This is a genomic window from Paenibacillus sp. LPE1-1-1.1 (genome assembly GCF_040676435.1).
In the GTDB taxonomy this organism is placed as follows: domain Bacteria; phylum Bacillota; class Bacilli; order Paenibacillales; family Paenibacillaceae; genus Pristimantibacillus.
Window position 1 is genome coordinate 784,416 of the sequence record NZ_JBEGHY010000012.1, and the last position, 19,019, is coordinate 803,434.

Below are 19,019 nucleotides of genomic sequence, written 5' to 3' on the forward strand. Positions count from 1 at the left end.
TACAGGAGAGGAAAGAAGACATTATGAACTCATTCATTCATTTGACGATTCCTGCCCGGGCGGAATTTATCGATATGGTTAGGCTTACATTGTTTGGCGTAGCGAATAAGGCAGGTTTTTCGTATGAAGAAATCGAAGATATGAAGGTAGCGGTAACAGAGGCTTGCACTAACGTAGTGCTCCATGCGTACAGCAATTCACGTCCGGGGGAAATTGAAATTAGCTTTGAGCTTGAAGGAAACGGGATTACGATTCGGATCAAGGATGAGGGCAGCAGCTTTAAATACGAGCCGGCAGGAAATAAGTCCGTCACCCTCCACGATAAGGAACTAAGCGAAGTGACTTCGGGCGGACTTGGTCTATTTATGATGCATGCGCTAATGGATAAAGTCGAGATATTTTCCGGGAGAGGTACCGAGGTAATTCTCACCAAGCTCTTGGGTAGGAAAGAGGAGATGGCATGAACGCGAATTCATCCTTCCTGGATCCAAAAGAAACAATTGAAAAAATGAAAGTTTATCAGGATACGAATTGCAATGATGTGGCAACGGAGTTGCTGCAGCATTATGAACCAATCGTAAAAATGGCAGCGGCTAAAATGTCGCGAAGCCGGCCTGATCTCTATGAGGATCTGTATCAGGTCGGCCAGCTGTCCATGCTGCGCTTATTTAAGCAATTTGACAGCTCGCGGGAAATTCCATTTGAGGGCTATGCGATGAAGAGCATCATCGGCCATCTGAAAAACTATTTGCGTGATAAGTCTTGGTATATCCAGGTGCCAAGGCGAATCAAGGAAAAAGGCCTGCTAATTCAGCAGGCTATCGATCACCTTACGGTGGAACTTGGGCATTCGCCCAAGATGGAAGAGATTGCAGGCCATTTGGGTCTATCGGTGGAAGAAACCATTGAGGTGCTCTCCTGCCGGGAATCCTATCATTATGTTTCTCTTGACACGCCTTTATCCAGCGAAGGGGAAAGCGCAGCTACAATAGGCGATCTCATTGGCTCAGACAAAGACGATTATCAGAACGTCGATAATCGTCTTGACCTGGAGGAAGCGCTCGATCAATTGAAAACAGAAGAAAAGACCGTGCTGCTGCTCGCCTATCACAATGGTAAATCCCAGCGTGATATCGCTGACCAGCTAGGCGTATCACAAATGAGCGTATCCCGTATTCAGAAGCGGGCGATCGAGAAGCTGAAGCTGCTGTTAGCGGATCAGCATCCGGAGTTCGGCACTTAATTCCAACTTCATTTATAACTAAAAAACCCCCTTTCCATAGTTGATATGGAAAGGGGGTTTTTGTTGATACAAGAACTTATTGAGCGGGATCGGGAACCAAACCTTTTTCAATAACTTCTGCGTTAGTATCCATCTTCTCCATGTCCTCACCGAGTTTGATCATTTCATCCTCGGTGGGAGCCATAGAGTTTGTAGTCTTCTCAATATCGGCTTTCATCACATTACCTCCCGGGGGTGGCAGCAAGCCCATCCTTTACATCATCTTTCGTGGAGGAAAGAGAATCCATAATGTTTTGATTCGATTTTTTGGCATGATCCATCAAGTCGCCGGCTTCGTCTTTAATGTTAGCAGCCAGGTCTTTTGTATTTTGCCCAACCGAAGTGGCTAGCTCTTTGGTCGTTTGTCCTACCGTAGCGGCAATATCCTTTGTTTTCTCGCTGATGGTTTTAAACTTGCTCGCGAGATCCTCCCGAAGGCTCGCGCCAGTTTTTGGAGCAAAAAGCAGAGCCGAAATGGCACCGATGGCACCTCCTACAATTGCGCCTACCAATACGCCGTTACTAGAGTTTTCTCGTGACATTTGACATCTCTCCTCATTCTTTATTTGTTGACCTTTTGATCAACTTGTTTGAATTTCATAGTTATATATAAACCAAACGGGGCTTTTTGAATCAAAATAAAAAGGAAAGGATTTACAATTTTTTATATCGCTTTTCATAGGTCATTCGCCGCTAAAAAAGTTTCAATTCAAACTGGGAAAATTATCCCTTTCATTTTAAAGAAATCCTAGCCGATATAAGTAGTTGACTGGTTATGGCCAACAAAAATAGGGAATAGGGGTTATCTGACATCATGAAAATGCAAAATGGGATGTTCAATAAAGCTAGAAATCTATCATTGCGAGTTAAGCTTCCTGTATTAATAAGCTTGTTAGTGGTCATTGTCTTATTCGGAACGGCATCGGTGATGTACTTATTTTCATCGGATTTGCTGCTTAGAAAAAGCAAAGATGAAATCAATGCAACTGCCGACCGCATTAGCGAAGGGCTGATGACGGCCATGCAGCTGCAAGAACAGTCTTCCTTCCTGGCTTCCGATCATAACACCTATCGTGATCTGCTGGTGCTTCGTAAAGGAGGAACGATGTCAGATGCCGCTTTTTTTGCAGAGTCGAATGCGTTATTTGCGAAAGCAAAAGCGACGATTACGCATAGCTTTGAAGGCACGCGCGGGAATGAATCGTTTTTGCTTATTGATCATAAAGGGATTATCGTATCGGGAACGAATACGGAAAACATTGGTCAATCACGCGCTGACCGCGAATACTTTACGGAAGCGATGAAAGGCCAAAGCTTTATATCGGATGCCATTATCTCGAAGAGCAGCGGGAAAATACTGCTTGCGTTCTCGCATCCCATTAAAGACGAAAAGGGACAGGTCGTCGGTGTTTTTGCAACCACGATAGACAGTAATTTTTTTGTGGATAAATTGGGAGCCATCAAAATTAACGGACAAGGGAAAATTGAAATACTGAGCCGCGGAGGTATTATTCTTTATAGTTCGACGGATCCTTCCAGGAACGGAGAAAGCATTGGCGATGGTCCGGAAATTAAAGCTTTTTTAGCGGATAGGGCTGTCGGGGAAATTAAAGTACAAACCACGGAGATTGGCAACGACTATCTGAGAATTAATAAGATACCGGGCGCCGACATTATTGTTTCCGTTATCGATTCCTATGAGGATATCAATCGTCCGATCCAAGATATGCTTCTTAAAACGCTGCTTATTACCGTGCTGGCTGTTATCGTAGCCGTTGGTTTTGGACTCCTCCTTTCGAGGTACATTACAAATCCGATTTCCCAGCTTACATTGCTCTTTAAGCGGTTGGCGTCCGGTGATCTTACGATAGCGGCAAACGGCAAATATGACAGCGAGTTCAAGGATTTGGCAGACAGCTTCAACAGCATGGTCATTCAAAACAATCAATTGATTACCAATATGAATACGACGATCTCAGTGCTTAATAAAAGCATGACCGAGCTCGAGGAAACCTCCAAGCAGACCGCGCAGTCGATTAACGAAACCTCGGTAACGTCGATGGAAATTGCCAAAGCAATGGAATCCCAGTCGCATGATACCGAGCATATCGTCGATAAGTTCCACGGATTCGGAGAGAAGTTCGCTTCGATGAGCGACAAAGCCCAATCGGCAAAAGAGAGAGCGGAGGAAATCATAGAGGTATTTTACACAAGCAATGAAGTGGTCCATAACTTGATGCGGATCAATGATCAGAATGAAGAAGAGGTTCAAAAAATATCGGCGATCACGTTAAAGCTGAAAGAGAGCTCCGACCAAATTAGCAACATCACGGGCGCAATCAGCGAAATTGCAGGCCAAACGAATTTACTTGCCCTGAATGCATCCATTGAAGCAGCAAGAGCGGGCGAGCATGGCCGCGGCTTTGCCGTTGTGGCTTCCGAAATTCGAAAACTTGCGGACCAAAGCTCCAAGCAGTCAAATGAAATCAATGCGATTATTCAGCAAAACCTATCGTTTGTCATAGAGAATAACGACAGCGTTATGGAAATTCGTAATATCGCCGTGAAACAAGACGAATTCGTAGGACAAACGCAAGCGGCGTTCAAAACCATTTTAGATAAAATCATGGAAATCACGGATCAGATTAAAGCAATGGCCGGCGATGTTGCCCGCATGGAAATGGAAAAAGACGAGGTTCAGCAATCCGCACAGAGCCTTTCTGCTTCAGGCGAAGAAGTATCGGCATCCGTACAGGAGGTTACCGCTACGATGGTGGAGCAATCCGCAACCGTACAAGACCTGGCTGACATGGTTGACACGATAGACGGCCTGACCAAAAATCTTGCAGAGGCGGCAGCGAAATTCAAGGTTGTCTAACATGACAAGAAGTTAAAGCGCCAGTGTGCTTCATCTAAATAGAAGAAAGGCCTAAGCATGCTTAACGGCGCTGCTTAGGTCTTTTTATTGATTTCTCCGAACGAAAAACAAAATCTTTGAATAAGGAACAATTTATGTTATATTATTTAACATACGAGTAAGTGATAGTCTGAATGTTCGTGTTTTCTTAAAATGTGTCATAAAACCTATCATTAAATTGGATAAAAATTGTTTTCTAGGGTTCCGCGAACCGTTTGTTCGGACTGGACCGAGAGGAGACGCACAGCTTGCTGTGTTCACGGAGGGATAAAAGCCCGGGAGGTTGTCTAACGACAATACCTCCCGGGTTTTTCTTGCGTTAAAACCTGTACTGGATAAAAATCATTTGGCAGAGGTGTGTAGGATGGAAGAAAAAGTGACGTATCAAAAAACGCTAAAATTGTTTCAGGTCGTTGCCCTTGGCTTGGCATGGATGTCGCCTATGATTTATTTTACCGTTTACGGTCTAGCTTACGAAGGCTCTAAAGGGACGATGACGGGCTCATACAGCATGGCGGCGGCAGCTATTTTATTAACCGCAATAAGCTATATCGTAATGTCCAAAAGATTCTCATCCTCAGCCTCGGCATATACGTATGTCAAAAAGGCTATCCATCCGTATGCGGGTTTTTTGGTCGGGTGGGTCGTACTGCTGGAGTATATATTTTCCCCCGTCATCTCCTGCCTGACGTTTGGTCTTTACATGCATGCCCAGTTTCCGGACATACCGGCATCGCTTTGGATGATTGGGATCAATCTTATTTTTGCGGCCGTGAACATTGTGGGGATTAGGTTTTCGGCAGGCATCAGCAAAATATTTGTGGTTGTACAAATTTTGTTTATTGCCGTGTTTTGCTTTTATTTGCTTAAAGGGCTAGCCGACGGCGCAGCGGCGGTTGCCGTACAGCCGCTGCTGCCCCAGGGTGATTGGGGAATTTCAACGATTCTGACCGGCGCGTCATTGGTATGCTTTTCCTTTCTTGGCTTTGACACGGTTACCACCTTGGCGGATGAAACGATTAATGCCCGCAAAACGATACCCCGCGCCATTATGCTGATTGTTATTATTGCATCCGTCATGTATATCGCCGTCTCCATGCTAACGAAGCTGGCATTCCCAAGCCTTTCTTTCTCGAATGCGGATGCAGCGGGCTTTGAGCTTATGAAGCTGGTCGGCGGGGCTGGGCTGCAATCGCTATTTATTTCGGTGCTTATCTTGGCTGTGTTTACACAGGGGGTTATTGCCGTAACGAGCGCATCTAGATTGCTGCATGTAATGGGTACGGACTCGACGCTGCCCAAGCGATTTTTCGGAAAGCTGCATGCCAAATATAAAACGCCGGTTAACAGCATTGCGGTTGTATGTATAGTCTCCTTGCTCGCGTTGGTTCTCAGCTTGGAAACGGCGATCAAATTCGTTAGTCTCGGCGCGTTAACGGCATTTGTGTTCGTAAACGGCTCCGTCATCGCGCAAATGTACGTGAAAGAGAAAAAACGTTCCTTTACGCAGACGATTGTTTACCTTGTTGTTCCGCTTTGCGGCGCCGGTTTCGCTTTCTGGCTGCTTACGCTGCTGGATCGAACCGCGTTATTCATGGGGCTCTGTTGGCTGCTTGTCGGAGCCGCATATCAACTGTACCGAACAAAGCTCGCGGTGCCTCCTTTTGGCAAAAACGTCAGCTTGATTAATCGGATAAGTGTTGACGAATGAAATCCAACATGTTAAATTAAATTTATCCCATTGAATTAGTCGGAAATAAATATTGTTGCTTGCATAAGAAATTATAGCTTAATAACCGCTGTATTTTATTGCAAGCCGCGCTCGCTGGAAAACCGGAGGCGCATGCCAATCGAAGACTCATTCGTTTGACGTGCGTCTTCTTTGTTTTCTAATGGCTGCACCATAACATTGGAGAGGATGTTGACGATGTCCCGAACTGTAGAGGTTGCCGACGAATGGCTGAAACGGATCAAGGAGCAATTGGCAGGCGTTCAATATGGCGTTGTCCAGATAACCATCCATAACGGCCAGATTGTGCAAATCGACCGGACTGAACGCAGTCGCTTCGATACGGAGAAATCCACTGCATCCGTAAAGCGGCAAAGAGTATAGTGAAAGCTCTTATTTTAAAAAACGAGAGGCAGCTTATGAAAAACGACCTGAATGCGGACTTATATGAATGGCCTGATCTGGCTTTTCATCATTATTGTTTGCAGATGTACCGGCTGAACCGGGGAACTTATAATACGATAGACCAATGGCTGTTCGATAACAGTTATCCCGAAATTAAACGCAGACGGAAGATGATCATTCTATTTTTAGAACGCATGGTTAAAATGCAAGCGGAGGAAGGGAGGAAGTTTCTGTCCTTTGGAAAAGGGAATTTAATCGTGGAGCTAAGCCGCTTTGCCGCTGAGCATGACAGACATGCAAGAAGCGTGTTGGCCGCCTATTGAGCAGCATTCCCTATCAATCGAAAACCCATATCTATCAATCGAATACCCATATCTATCGACCGGATAACCGGAGACATGCTTTATTGGCTGTCTCCGGTTTTTTTTGATCGAACCCCAAGGAGGAAAATGAAAATGGAATATCGCAAATTAGGAAGAACAGGACTTAAGGTATCCGCTGTAAGCTTGGGAACGATGGCCTTTGGCCGTTGGATCGACGAGCAGGCCTCGGCCGATATTTTGGATCTAGCACTGGATAACGGCATCAATTTGGTAGATACGGCGAATGTTTACGGCGCTGGAGAGTCTGAACGTATTCTTGGCAGCCTGCTAAAGGAAAGACGGCAGCAAATCGTTCTTGCAACTAAGGTTCACGGCCGCACGGGCGAGGGTGTGAACGATGGCGGCCAAAGCCGTTATCATATTTTCAAAGCCGTCGAGGATAGTCTGAAACGATTGAAAACCGATTACTTGGATCTTTATCAGGTTCATCGCTTTGATCCGAACACGCCGCTTGAGGAAACGCTGCGTGCTTTAGACGATTTGGTCCGCCAAGGAAAGGTGAGATACATAGGAGCCTCGAACTTTGCGGCTTGGCAGCTGGCGAAAGCTCATGGAATTAGCGCCCTGCACAGCTTGCATCGCTTTGAAAGCCTTCAGCCGGAGTACAGCCTGCTTTCTCGTGAGATTGAGAAAGAAATTATCCCATTCGTCCAATCGGAAAATGTCGGCGTTATCGTCTACAGCCCGCTCGGCAGAGGCATACTCTCAGGCAAGTACCGAGCCGGGGAAGCGCCGCCGGAAGGCTCGCGCCTAGCGGCAGGTGAACCCCGATTGGAAGAGCTTCTGAACAAGAAAAATGCCATTCAACTGGCGGAGGCGATTAAGCCGCTAGCGGAAGAGAAAGGACTGACCGGGGCACAATATGCCTTGTCATGGGTGCTGAGCCGGCCGGGGATAACGTCAGCCATTCTGGGCGCTTCCAAACCTCACCATATTACGGAAGCTGCAAAAAGCTGGCATGAAAGATTGAACGCGGAAGAGCTGGCAAAGGCCGACGAGGTCACGGCCAAGCTGCAAATAGGGAAAGAAACAGTGTTCAGCTAAATCATTTAACGGCTTATATTCATTCTACCATTTCAATGGAGGATATCAGAGCTCGGCCTGATATCCTTATTTTTTGTTTCCCGGAATATAGTTATGATAGGAGGTCATTGTGTGGCGGCAGTTACCATTAATCATTTGTACAAACGGTATGGCAAAGACAAGCACGCAGTTGTGCAGGATTTCCAGCTGGAGATCAAAGACAAGGAATTCATTGTGTTCGTAGGGCCTTCCGGCTGCGGGAAATCGACGACACTGCGAATGATTGCCGGACTTGAGGATATTTCCGAGGGTGAAATTTTCATCGGGGACCAGCTGGTTAATAAGCTTCCGCCAAAGGACCGGGATATTTCCATGGTTTTTCAAAACTATGCTCTTTATCCGAATCTAAGCGTTTATGAGAATATTGCGTTTGGGCTTCGGATGCGAAAGCTGCCTAAGCATGAGATCGATTTGGCGGTCAAAAATGCGAGCCGGATTTTGGAAATCGAGGCTTACCTGCATCGCAAGCCAAAGGAGCTCTCTGGCGGACAACGCCAGCGGGTAGCGCTGGGCAGAGCAATCGTACGCGATCCGAAGCTGTTTCTAATGGATGAGCCGCTGTCGAACTTAGACGCGAAGCTTCGCGTGACGATGCGGATGGAAATTACGAAGCTGCACAAAAAATTAGGTACGACCTTTATATTCGTGACGCATGACCAGGTGGAAGCGATGACGATGGCCGATCGCATCGTCGTCATGAAGGGCGGAGTCATTCAGCAATGCGATACGCCGGAGCTGATTTATTCCAAGCCGGCGAATACGTTCGTAGCGAGCTTTATCGGCTCGCCGCAAATCAATTTCATCCATGGACGCGTTCAAGAAAACCCGCAGGGCAGATTGGAATTTCATACGAACCGCTTTAGCTTGAAGATTAATGAAGCGACCGAGGATATTTTGCGCCATAATAACCAAGTAAACAAATCGGTGATATTAGGAATAAGACCGGAAAATGTGAAGCTGGAGGGTTTATTTTCGGAGACGATCATCACCGGAACGTATCGGGATAATGAGCTGATGGGAGCCGACCGTTTTCTATATTTGGATATCGGACAGGAGAAACCGTTGATTGCCAGGGTAGATCCCGACAATCGGTTTGCTGAAAACGAGAAAGTGAAGGTGGAGCTGGATATTTCAAAGGCCCATTTTTTCCATAAGGATACCGGTGCGAGATTTACGGAATAATTGGATTTGCGCGAAGGAGGAGAGCGGTTTCCCGTTATGAAAAAGAAACCAAAGTGGTTCGTGTATGGCAGCAGCATCGTGATTGCGGCATGGCTGCTTTCGTCTGGAGCGGCGGTAAGCTCCGAATCCGGCGAGGAAACGGCTGCGGTTAATTACGCGGGCCTCACCTCAACATTCGAGTATGAGACTGAGCCTTATTTTAGCGAGGCACTCGCAAAATGGCAGGAGCAAGGGCTGGAAAACGCAAACGCCCCCCTATCGGTGGAAGGGGCGAAGCCGTCCGCTGTGTCTAATGACCAAGAAATTAAAACGGGGGAGTACGAGGGAAAAACAAATGTGCTGATTTGGAATACGAGCGATACCGGATGGGTCGAATATAAGGTTGACGTTGCAGAGAGTGCGCTGTATGAAATCCATGTTTCTTATCACCCGTTAAAGGATACCGGAAGAAAAGGACCGGTTGGGTGGGAAATAACGATAGACGGCCAAAGGCCGTTTAGGGAAGCCTCCTCCATCTCGTTGTACCGTACCTGGGAAGATGTCCGTCCCTTATTGAAAAACGCAGACGGCGATGAGATTCGCCCTCGTTCGGTTGATATTTCGAGCTGGAGCGAGAAGCCTTTCATAGATTCGGGAGGGGCATATGCGCAGCCTTTGCAATGGCATATCCCGCAGGGGACGCATACGATTCGTTTGAAAGGCTATGACCCGGTGGCGATTGAGAAAATCGAGCTTCGCCCAAGCCGGACGATTCCTGCTTACGAGGAGTTCGCGGAGCAGAATGAGGATACGGCAGCGATTGGCGGCAATATACTGACGCTGCAAGCCGAAAACTTCTCGACGAAAAACGATACGGCGATCAAACTGTTTTCGGATAAGAATTCCCGCACTCTCCCGCGTTATAAAGGAAGAATTGTTTATAACACCGTGGGCGGCCTGCGGTGGCTGGAACAAAACCAGGAGATTTCCTGGTCGTTCGAAGTGCCGGAGACCGGGCTGTACAAAATCGGCTTCCGAGCCTTGCAAAATACCATTGCGCAGAAAACCTCCTTCCGGACCGTGAAAATAGACGGCGAGGTGCCGTTTCAACAATTTTTGGCTTATGGTTTCCCTTATTCCACAGGCTGGAACGGCATGATTTTGCAGGATAAAAGCAAACATCCGTATTTGCTGAAGCTGGAGAAGGGGACGCATACCTTATCGCTTGCGGTTACGCAGTCCCCCGTGAAACCGATTATTGTCGATTTGGAGAAGCTGATTGCCCATCTGGACGCCATAGATTGGGATTTGCGCACGGTTACAGGCTCCAGTACCAAAAAAACGATCGACCGCAACCGTTCCTGGAATATGGATCAGGATTTCCCTGGTCTGACAGACCGGATGGCGCTAGCGGCCGAGGTGATGGGGGCATTGTCCGACAGAGTTGTCCAAACGAACGGGAAAAAGGATTCTATCAGCCAGGGTCTCGATACGTCGGCGAAGGATCTGCGGGCGCTGCTCCGCAAGCCGGAGGAGATTCCTTACCAGGTGGAAGAGATCGCCTCCATGCGGGAAAAATTCGCCTCGTTCATTGATACGTTGATGAAGCAATCGCTTCAGCTGGATGAGATCTATATCATTCCGGAAAAATCGGATGCGCCAAATATGGAGGCTGGTTTTTTTAACCGGATGTGGGGCGGCGCCCAAAACTTTGTCTACTCGTTTGACGCAAGGGACAGCTTGAAAGAAATGGACGACAAAAAGCTTAATATATGGGTTCAGCGGGGAAGGGATTATGTCGATCAGCTGCAGCAATTGGCTGACGAGTCCTTTACGCCGGAGACGGGCATTGAAGTAAAGGTGAATCTGCTGCCGAACCCGGAGCTGCTGCTCATGTCTAACGCAGCGGGCGTCCAGCCGGATATTGCGCTTGGCTTAACGCAGGATTTGCCGGTTGATTATGCCATTCGCGGGTCGCTGCAGGATTTGAGCGAATTTGAGGATTTTAAACAGCTTTACCCGCAGTTTAGTCCCGGCTCCTGGCTTCCGCTTCATTATAACGGCGGCTATTACGGCGTGCCGGAGACCCAGTCGTTTCAGGTTCTCTATTATAGAAAGGATATATTGGAGCGCTTGGGGCTGGAAATTCCGCAAACCTGGGAGGAAGTCTATCAGCTGCTGCCAACGCTGCAGCAAAACTTTATGAATTTCTACGTGAACCCGAAGGAGTTTACCCACTTTTTCTATCAAAACGGCGTAGAGTTCTATGAACCGGGCGGCATTAAATCAGGGCTGGATACACCCGAGGCGTACGGCGCCTTCAAGCAATGGACGGATTTATTCAATACGTATGCCTTGGAGCGGGAGGTGCCGAGTTTCTATCAGCATTTCCGCACGGGTACGATGCCGATTGGCATCTCGGACTACAACATGTACGTGCAATTGTCGGCGGCCGCGCCCGAGCTGAACGGACGCTGGGGCATCGCGCTGATTCCGGGAACGAAGCAAGCGGACGGCACCATTAGCCGCTGGGCAGGCGGCGGGCAGCGTACCGGCGTGATTTTCGATAAGTCGGGCAAAAAGCCTGAAGCCTGGCAGTTTCTGAAATGGTGGCTTTCCGCCGAGGTGCAGGAGCAATACGGCTCCGATCTGGAAGCCATGAACGGCGTTGCTTTCCGCTGGAATACATCTAATGTGGAGGCCTTTACTAATCTTCCATGGAAAAAGGAGGATGCTGCAATCATTTTGAACCAATGGAAATGGTATAAGGATATTCCTAACGTGCCGGGAGGATATTTCCTGGAGCGTGAAATGAACAATGCGTGGGTCCGCTCGGTTGTAAAAACGTCTAATTACATGTCCTCGCTCGAGCAAGCCGTGAGGGACATTAACCGCGAGCTGCTCAGGAAGCAGCAGGAGTTTGGCTTCATCGACGAAAACGGCACTCAAGCGAAGAAGCTGGATATTCCGATTGTCGGTCAGCCTTGGGAAGGGGTCGACCGCTATGTGGAGTAAGCTGTGGGCGTTTCGTATCTCTTATTTGTTCATTGCGCCTTTTCTCATCTGTTTTGCTTTATTTATCGTGATTCCCATTGTGGCTGCGGTTGGCTTAGGCTTCACCTATTACAACGGGATTGAGCCGCCGCGGTTTATCGGGTGGAGCAACTTCCAGTATTTGATCGCGCAGGATTTGCTGTTCTTGAAATACGCGCTCCCGAACACCTTTAAATTCGCGGTGATCGTCGGTCCTGGCGGATATGCAGCGGCCTTTCTGCTCGCGTGGCTCATTTCGCGGCTGCGCGGCGGCTACCGCAAGTGGGTAGCGCTGGCTATGTATACGCCTTCCCTCACGGTTGGGATCGCCATGACCATCATCTGGCTCCCCCTGCTTTCGGGAGACCGGATTGGCTACCTGAACAGCTTTCTTTTGAAAGCCGGATTTATCGACGTGCCGAAGCTGTGGGTAACCAGCCCGGATTTTCTGATGAATTCGATGATTGCCGTCACGTTATGGTCGAGCATGGGCGTTGGTTTTTTGGCGATGCTCGCAGGGATCCTTAATGTGGATACGACGCTTTATGAAGCAGGGAGAATCGACGGCATCAAAAATAGTTTGCAAGAATTGTGGTTTATCACGATACCGTCCATGAAGCCGCAAATGCTGTTCGGCGCCGTAATGGCAATCGTCACGACCTTCAAGACGGGCTCCATAGGCGTTGAGCTGTCCGGGCAAAACCCGACGCCGGAATACGCCGGTCATTTGATCGTGAACCATATCAACGATTATGGCCTCATCCGTTTTGAAATGGGCTATGCGGCGGCGGTTTCCGTGTTTCTTCTGATATTAATGTATTTTGCGAACAAGCTTAGCTGGGGGTTGTTCGGTACGAAGGAGGAATAACACCTGAAACAATCGAGTCTAGCCGCGAAAATCATTTTTAACCTGTTCATGCTGGCGCTGTCCGTCATCATGATTCTTCCGATCATTTATATTTTTAATCACGCCTTCAAGCCGTACCATGAGTTATTTGTTTATCCGCCTCGGTTTTTCGTGCAGGAGCCGAGCATCCAGAACTTCGTAGAGCTATTTTGGGTAACCTCGAACTCGATCGTTCCGGTATCCCGTTATTTGTTCAACAGCCTGTTCATATCGGCAGCGAGCGTGGCCGGCGTGACGGTTGTGAGCGCGCTGTGCGCTTATCCGTTGTCAAAGCATCCGTTCCCAGGGCGCAAATTTATTTTTGCCGCGATTATTCTTATGCTTATGTTTACGCCGGAGGTGATACAAATTCCGAGGTACCTGGTGGTGAGCAACCTCGGTATCATGAATACGTATTGGGGCCATCTGCTGCCTGTGCTTGCGCTGCCGGTCGCCGTCTTCCTGCTCAAGCAGTTCGTGGATCAGATTCCCGACTCGCTGCTGGAGGCCTCGAGGATCGACGGCGCCAATGAATTCATTGTATTTGCCCGCATCGTCATTCCGATGTGTATGCCTGCCATAGCTACGGTCGCTATTCTTGCTTTTCAAAATTCTTGGAGCAACGTGGAGACGTCGATGCTGTTCATGCAGGATGACGAGATGAAAAACTTCCCCTTTTTCTTATCGACGCTGACGAGCAATCTGGCGAACAATGTAGCCCGGCAGGGAGCGGCTGCCGTAGCGGCGCTTATTATGCTCGTTCCGAACTTGATTTTCTTTATTCTTTTGCAAAGCAAGGTCATTTCTACCATGGCGCATTCGGGTATCAAATAAACAGGGGGGGAATCGTTTGAAGAACAGGAGGCTGCGGATTCGTCCGGTCATCATGGTCCTGATTACGGCGATTTACATAGCGTGGCCCGGCTTGCAGGCTGCAGCCTCGCAATTACCGTACGAAACCTATTACAAGGATGGATTCGGACAGCTGGTCAAGACGCAAGCGGCTTATATCCCTGCCGGCATTATCGGTTCGAATGTGCGGATACCGGGAGCAAGCGGAGCCGCCGATGCAGGGGAAGCGGCAAAGCTGCAATTCAATCAGCCCAAGGATATTTTTGTAGACGAGAAGGATCACATCTATATCGCGGACACCGGCAATAACCGTATCGTGCACCTGGACGCGCAAGGGCAATACATTCGCGAAATAAAGGTGGAGGAGAGCCCGCTGAAGAAGCCGAGCGGCTTGTACGTCGACAAGGCGGGGGAGATTTACGTAGCGGATACGGGGAATAACCGTGTCGTGAGGCTGGATCCGGAAGGGAAGCTGCTGAAGGCCTTCGGGCGTCCCGAGTCCAGCTATTTGCCTGCGGGATTCAAATATGATCCGGTCAATCTCATCGTAGATAAGCGGGGCTTTATTTATGTAACGACGCTGGGCGCTTACCAAGGCTTGGTGCAGCTTGATCCCGAAGGCGAGTTCATCAGCTTCTTCGGTCCGAACAGGGTAGCTTTTTCTTTATTTGATGCCTTCAAACGTTTTGTCTATACGCGGGAGATGTATCAAAGAGAACTTAAGAAGCTGCCGGGGGCCATTGCGAACGCAACGATCGACAAAAATGGCTTTATTTATACCGTTACGAAAGAAATACAAACCGATCAGGTCAAAAAGCTTAATATCGCAGGCCTCGATCAGCTCAAAGGAAAAGGGGAGTTTGCCGCGCTGCAGCCTGAAAAATCCTACGGCGAATTTTTTCATTTTACGCAGCAGGGCATAAGTCCCCAGTTGAATGATATTACCGTAGACTCAGCGGGCAATATTACAGTCATCGATTCGGTCTGGAATATCGTCAGCCAATATGACTTGAATGGGAATTTGCTGTTCTTCTGGGGCGGCGATGTCATAACGGCGACTTCAAAGACGGGGATTGTAAAAACGCCTGCGGCGATCGCAAGCAATTCCAAGGGCGAGCTGCTCATACTGGACAGCGTCAACAATTTTATTCAAGTGCTCCGATTATCGGAGTTCGGCAGCCTGGTCCATGAAGCGAATCAACTGACGCAGGAGGGAAGGTACGAACAAAGCGAACCGCTTTGGAGCGAGGTTCATCGGCTGAATGCCCATTATACGCCCGCATTGATCGGGCTGGCAAAGGCTGCTTATAAGAAAGAGAACTACGAGAGAGCAGAGCAGCTGTTTTATGAGGCGGGTGTCGTAAACGGCTATTCGGAATCCTTTTGGCAAAATCGGTTAAAATGGTTCCAAAGCAACTTTGGTACGCTGATGAATATCGCGCTGGCGCTTGGCATCGTCTATCTACTGCGGAATACCTTTTCCGCGAAGCTCCGCCTCAAGCGGAAGGGAGCGGCTAAGCCGCGTCCGAGGCATCCGCTGCTCGAGCAGCTTAACCATGTATTTTATGTTATGAGGCATCCGGTCGACGGCTTCTATGCGATTAGGTACGAGAATAAGGCTGGCATCCTAAGCAGCTTGATCCTGTTCGCGCTCGCGGCAGCTTCTTACGGGTATATGCAAGCGGGAACGAGCTTTATCTTCCATCCGGCTGTGCATGTCGGCGTGGATCTGCTGCCCGTCACGGTTCAATTTGTCGGGATCTGGCTGGGCTTTGTCGTCGCCAATTATTTAATCAGCTCGCTGCTCCGCGGCGAGGGACGGTTCAGGGATGTTTTGTACGGCAGTTCTTACGCCTTATTTCCGATTATTCTCATAGGAATACCGGTAACGTTGCTGTCGAATGTATTAACCTTGAATGAGCTTTCGATCTACAATTTCTTAAAGCTGCTGATCGTATTATGGGCAGCCTTGTTGTTGATTTGGATGGTTCAAGGCATTCATAACTATACCTTCATCGAAGCGATTTTTATCATTCTTTTAACGCTGCTTGCTCTCGCCATTATCGTTGTTTTGATCTTTATTCTAATCAGTCTCAGCATCGAATTGGTCAACTTTATCAATTCCTTGTACCAGGAGGTGGTCATCCGATGACAGTCCGCAATTATAACCCTAAGCTCATCGCCAAGCTTGTGCTACTGGGCGCTGTGCTGGCCCTGTTAGGATGGCTGGCTTTTCTGGCAGCAGGCTTATGGAACAAACCGGCGGCAGAGGCGGTCATTGTCACGGGCCAGTTCGATGCGAATGGCGCAGCTCCGTATAAGGCTGGCCTGCCAGCTGAAGCGGGATTTGAGCTGATCGCGGAGTCAGAGACGCTGAGGCTGCTCGCGGATAAATCGACGGCCCATTTCCAGGTGCTGAGCAAATCGACCGGCAAGGTATGGCGCTCCTATCCGGACCCGCAGTATTGGAAGGAAGAGACGGTGCCGAATACGTGGAAAAATAATCTGTCATCGCCCGTCATCGTGGAATACGTCAATGCGAAAAACTACAAATCATCCTCGGTAACGGGCGGATTGATCGAGAACCAGGGTTATTTGGAAAATTTCCAAGCCACCGATAACGGCTTTACGGTGACCTTTGCGCTGCCGAAGGTTGAGTTTAAAATTCCGATTGAGGTAAGTCTCCATGACGATTACGTAGAGACTAGAATTATCGATTCCGGCATCGTGGAAGGCGCATTAAGCTTATTGAATATTAAACTTTATCCCTTATTCGGAGCGCAGCCGTCCGTTGGCCAGGAAGGCTACATTTTGCTGCCGGACGGGTCAGGCTCATTGATCAACTTCGGAGAAGACCGCACGATGCAGCAGCTGACCTATAATGAAAGCGTCTATGGGCAGGATTTATCCTATTACAACGAAAATACGGGCAGACAGCGCATTGCGATGCCCGTATACGGCATGAAGTCAGGCGATCAAGCCTTTCTTGCGGTCATTTCCCAAGGCGAAGCGTTTGCCAATGTCTACGCTGCGCCTTCCGGCTCTGTGGGCCGTTCAAACTGGGCAACCACCGAATGGCAGTACCGGAAGAAGTTCTTCCAAAGCGTAAGCAAAAGCACCGGGGAAGGCTTCTATACCTACAGCGGCGATAGGCTCATTGCGGATGCCCGCGCCACGCGTTATTATCCGCTGCTCCCTGAGAAAAGCGATTATGCGGGCATGGCTGAGGCGTATCGCAACTATTTAATCAAGGAACAAGGCGTCGAGCCGCTGCAAGCCCCCAAAAAGGATATTCCGTTATTCGTTGATATTGTGGGAGCGGATATTGAGAAGGGTCTGTTCAGTGACGCCTATTTAAAAGCGACCTCCACGTCAGAAGCGGCGGAGCTTGTCCGCCAGATTTACGATAAAGGGATTCAGCATATGCAGATCCATTATTCGGGCTGGCAGCAGGACGGGTACAGCACGCATGGCGGTTATTTTCCCGTAGATAAGCGTTTAGGCGGAAACAGCGGAATGCAAAAGTTTATTTCCTTCGCGCACAGCCTGAATATTCCAGTGTATTTAACAGCGAAGTATACGCTGAATACGAATGGGGATGACCGGTTCTGGTGGAGGCGGGACGGCTTGCGCAACTTGGCGGGTACGGTGCTGGAGGAGCAGAAAAACGAGGATCAGGATGCCGCCGCGTTTGTCAGCCCTAAGTTTTACGAGAAGGTTGTATCGAAGGACATGGACGACTTTAAAAGCTTGGGCGCGGACGGCATCTATTTCGAGGATGGCATAGGCCAGCAGGTAAACACCGATTTTAACAGCCGTTATCAAGCTGGCAGGGAGGATGTCGTCGGTGTGCAGCGCAGCATTTTGGAAAAAACAAAGACAGCCCTCGGTTCGGCCGCGGCGAACAATGTGAACTTCTATGCGCTGGATCAAACGGATCACGTTCACCGGCTGACGGATGATTATTCGTATGACGTATTCGTCAGCGAGGAAATTCCTTTTGCCCAGATCGTCCTTCACGGCCTGCGTACCTACACGCTGGAATGGTCGAACCTGCGCAATGAATATGGCGATGGATTTCTGCGGAGCATCGAATACGGCGCGTATCCGGCTTACGTGCTCAGCGGAGACCAAGCGGATGATTTGAAAAAATCGTATTCGCTTTGGTATTACAGCCTGAACTATAAGGATTGGATCGATGGTTTGCTTCAGGAATACGAGAGAACGAATGAAGCGTTAGCGGCCGTGCAGGACCGGTATATAACCGCCCACCGCACGCTGGCGCCAAATGTGAAGGAAACGGTGTACGGCGGCGATTACCGGATCGTTGTCAATTACAATGATACGGATTACAGCGAAGACGGCCTATTCGTTCCGGCGAGAGACTTTGCAGTCATGGAAGGAGGAGCGAAGCAATGAAATTAAACCGCAAGCTTGAAGCCGCGACGGTAAGGAAGCTTGAAGGCTCCTTGTTTATTGCGCCTTGGGTGTTCGGTTTTCTCGTATTTGTGGCGTTTCCGTTAGGCTACTCCTTGTATATGAGCTTCCACCAGGTCAAAATTACGGTCAACAGCGTGAACTATACGTTTATCGGATTAAGCCACTATAGGGAAATCTTGATTGCCAACGGGAGCTTGCTCTACGAGGAGCTGTTTCCTTTTCTGAGAGAGTCGGCCATGATGATCCCGATCATTCTTGTCTTTTCGCTTTTAGTCGCCATTTTGCTTAATCTGCGCTTCCCGGGGAGGACGCTGTTTCGGGTGATCTTTTTTCTTCCGGTTATTTTCTCCTCCGGTCAAATCGTTCAGGAGTTTATCGCCCAGGGGGAAGGCTCGCTAAGCATCATGGAGACGCTCAGAATCGATTATTATTTGCGGGAATACGTACCCGGGGCATGGGCGGCTCCCATTCAAAAGGTCATGAGCTCGTTCGTGCTCGTGCTCTGGTATTCGGGGGTGCAAATTCTCATCTTCCTCGCGGGACGGCAGACGCTTCCGGCTTCCGTATACGAGGCTTCCCGCATCGACGGGTCGGGTCCGTGGAATACCTTTTGGAAAATTACGCTTCCGGGCCTCGTTCCTTATATTTTCTTGAATTTAATGTACACCGTAGTCGACTTGTTCACCTTCCCGTCCAATCCGATCGTCAGCCGGGTGAATACGAGCAACTATGGCAGCTCCAGCGCGCTGGCATGGATTTATTTTTCGATTATCCTGAGCTTTGTGCTTCTGACCTTATTCATTTACAGCAGAGTCGACAAATCGCTATCAGGAAAAAGATAAGCAGGA

General features: G+C 48.8%; 16 protein-coding genes and 1 riboswitch. Of the genes, 14 read left to right on the forward strand and 2 right to left on the reverse strand.

What is annotated here, in order from left to right:
• Positions 1-23: 23 nt before the first annotated feature.
• Positions 24-464, forward strand: coding sequence for an anti-sigma B factor RsbW (gene rsbW, locus MRBLPE1_RS13985; protein WP_364146179.1), 441 nt, complete (start codon positions 24-26; stop codon positions 462-464).
• Positions 461-1,243 carry a sigma-70 family RNA polymerase sigma factor gene (locus MRBLPE1_RS13990; RefSeq protein ID WP_364146180.1) on the forward strand — a complete coding sequence of 261 codons (783 nt, stop codon included), beginning with the start codon at positions 461-463 and terminating at the stop codon, positions 1,241-1,243. The genes rsbW and MRBLPE1_RS13990 overlap by 4 nt, the downstream gene beginning before the upstream one ends.
• A 76-nt stretch (positions 1,244-1,319) precedes the next feature.
• Here MRBLPE1_RS13990 and MRBLPE1_RS13995 read toward each other — a convergent pair whose 3' ends face one another.
• Positions 1,320-1,460, reverse strand: a complete 141-nt coding sequence (locus MRBLPE1_RS13995) for a hypothetical protein (protein WP_364146182.1) — start codon at positions 1,458-1,460, stop codon at positions 1,320-1,322.
• Positions 1,461-1,464: 4 nt separating this feature from the next.
• Positions 1,465-1,824 carry a YtxH domain-containing protein gene (locus tag MRBLPE1_RS14000; protein ID WP_364146184.1) on the reverse strand — a complete coding sequence of 120 codons (360 nt, stop codon included), beginning with the start codon at positions 1,822-1,824 and terminating at the stop codon, positions 1,465-1,467.
• Between the two features lie 272 nt (positions 1,825-2,096).
• On the opposite strand from MRBLPE1_RS14000, the gene MRBLPE1_RS14005 reads away from it, so the two are divergent.
• The 12 genes from MRBLPE1_RS14005 (at position 2,097) to MRBLPE1_RS14060 (ending at position 19,013) form a co-directional block, all read left to right on the forward strand.
• Positions 2,097-4,160 (forward strand): methyl-accepting chemotaxis protein, encoded by a 2,064-nt coding sequence (locus MRBLPE1_RS14005; protein ID WP_364146186.1) that lies wholly within the window; start codon positions 2,097-2,099, stop codon positions 4,158-4,160.
• A gap of 224 nt (positions 4,161-4,384) precedes the next feature.
• A riboswitch (guanidine-I (ykkC/yxkD leader) is annotated at positions 4,385-4,483 on the forward strand.
• Between the two features lie 92 nt (positions 4,484-4,575).
• A complete protein-coding gene (locus tag MRBLPE1_RS14010) occupies positions 4,576-5,910 on the forward strand; it encodes an APC family permease (RefSeq protein WP_364146188.1) in 1,335 nt (444 codons plus the stop codon).
• 216 nt (positions 5,911-6,126) lie between these two features.
• Entirely contained in the window at positions 6,127-6,312 is a 186-nt protein-coding gene (locus tag MRBLPE1_RS14015) for a YezD family protein (RefSeq protein WP_364146190.1), read from the forward strand.
• Between the two features lie 35 nt (positions 6,313-6,347).
• Positions 6,348-6,656, forward strand: a complete 309-nt coding sequence (locus MRBLPE1_RS14020; protein ID WP_364146192.1) for a hypothetical protein — start codon at positions 6,348-6,350, stop codon at positions 6,654-6,656.
• Positions 6,657-6,788: 132 nt separating this feature from the next.
• Entirely contained in the window at positions 6,789-7,760 is a 972-nt protein-coding gene (locus tag MRBLPE1_RS14025; RefSeq protein ID WP_364146194.1) for an aldo/keto reductase, read from the forward strand.
• Positions 7,761-7,871: 111 nt separating this feature from the next.
• A complete protein-coding gene (locus tag MRBLPE1_RS14030; RefSeq protein ID WP_364146196.1) occupies positions 7,872-8,981 on the forward strand; it encodes an ABC transporter ATP-binding protein in 1,110 nt (369 codons plus the stop codon).
• Between the two features lie 36 nt (positions 8,982-9,017).
• Entirely contained in the window at positions 9,018-11,975 is a 2,958-nt protein-coding gene (locus MRBLPE1_RS14035) for an extracellular solute-binding protein (RefSeq protein WP_364146198.1), read from the forward strand.
• On the forward strand, positions 11,965-12,861 hold the full coding sequence (locus tag MRBLPE1_RS14040; protein WP_364146200.1) for a carbohydrate ABC transporter permease: 897 nt from the start codon (positions 11,965-11,967) through the stop codon (positions 12,859-12,861). The genes MRBLPE1_RS14035 and MRBLPE1_RS14040 overlap by 11 nt, the downstream gene beginning before the upstream one ends.
• A gap of 69 nt (positions 12,862-12,930) precedes the next feature.
• Complete coding sequence (locus MRBLPE1_RS14045; RefSeq protein ID WP_364146202.1) at positions 12,931-13,713, forward strand: carbohydrate ABC transporter permease; 783 nt, start codon at positions 12,931-12,933, stop codon at positions 13,711-13,713.
• A 16-nt stretch (positions 13,714-13,729) separates the two neighbouring features.
• Positions 13,730-15,883, forward strand: coding sequence for a YIP1 family protein (locus MRBLPE1_RS14050; protein ID WP_364146204.1), 2,154 nt, complete (start codon positions 13,730-13,732; stop codon positions 15,881-15,883).
• Complete coding sequence (locus MRBLPE1_RS14055; protein ID WP_364146206.1) at positions 15,880-18,150, forward strand: DUF5696 domain-containing protein; 2,271 nt, start codon at positions 15,880-15,882, stop codon at positions 18,148-18,150. Before MRBLPE1_RS14050 ends, MRBLPE1_RS14055 begins: the two co-directional genes overlap by 4 nt.
• Positions 18,147-19,013, forward strand: a complete 867-nt coding sequence (locus tag MRBLPE1_RS14060; protein WP_364146207.1) for a carbohydrate ABC transporter permease — start codon at positions 18,147-18,149, stop codon at positions 19,011-19,013. Before MRBLPE1_RS14055 ends, MRBLPE1_RS14060 begins: the two co-directional genes overlap by 4 nt.
• The last annotated feature ends 6 nt before the right edge of the window (positions 19,014-19,019 follow it).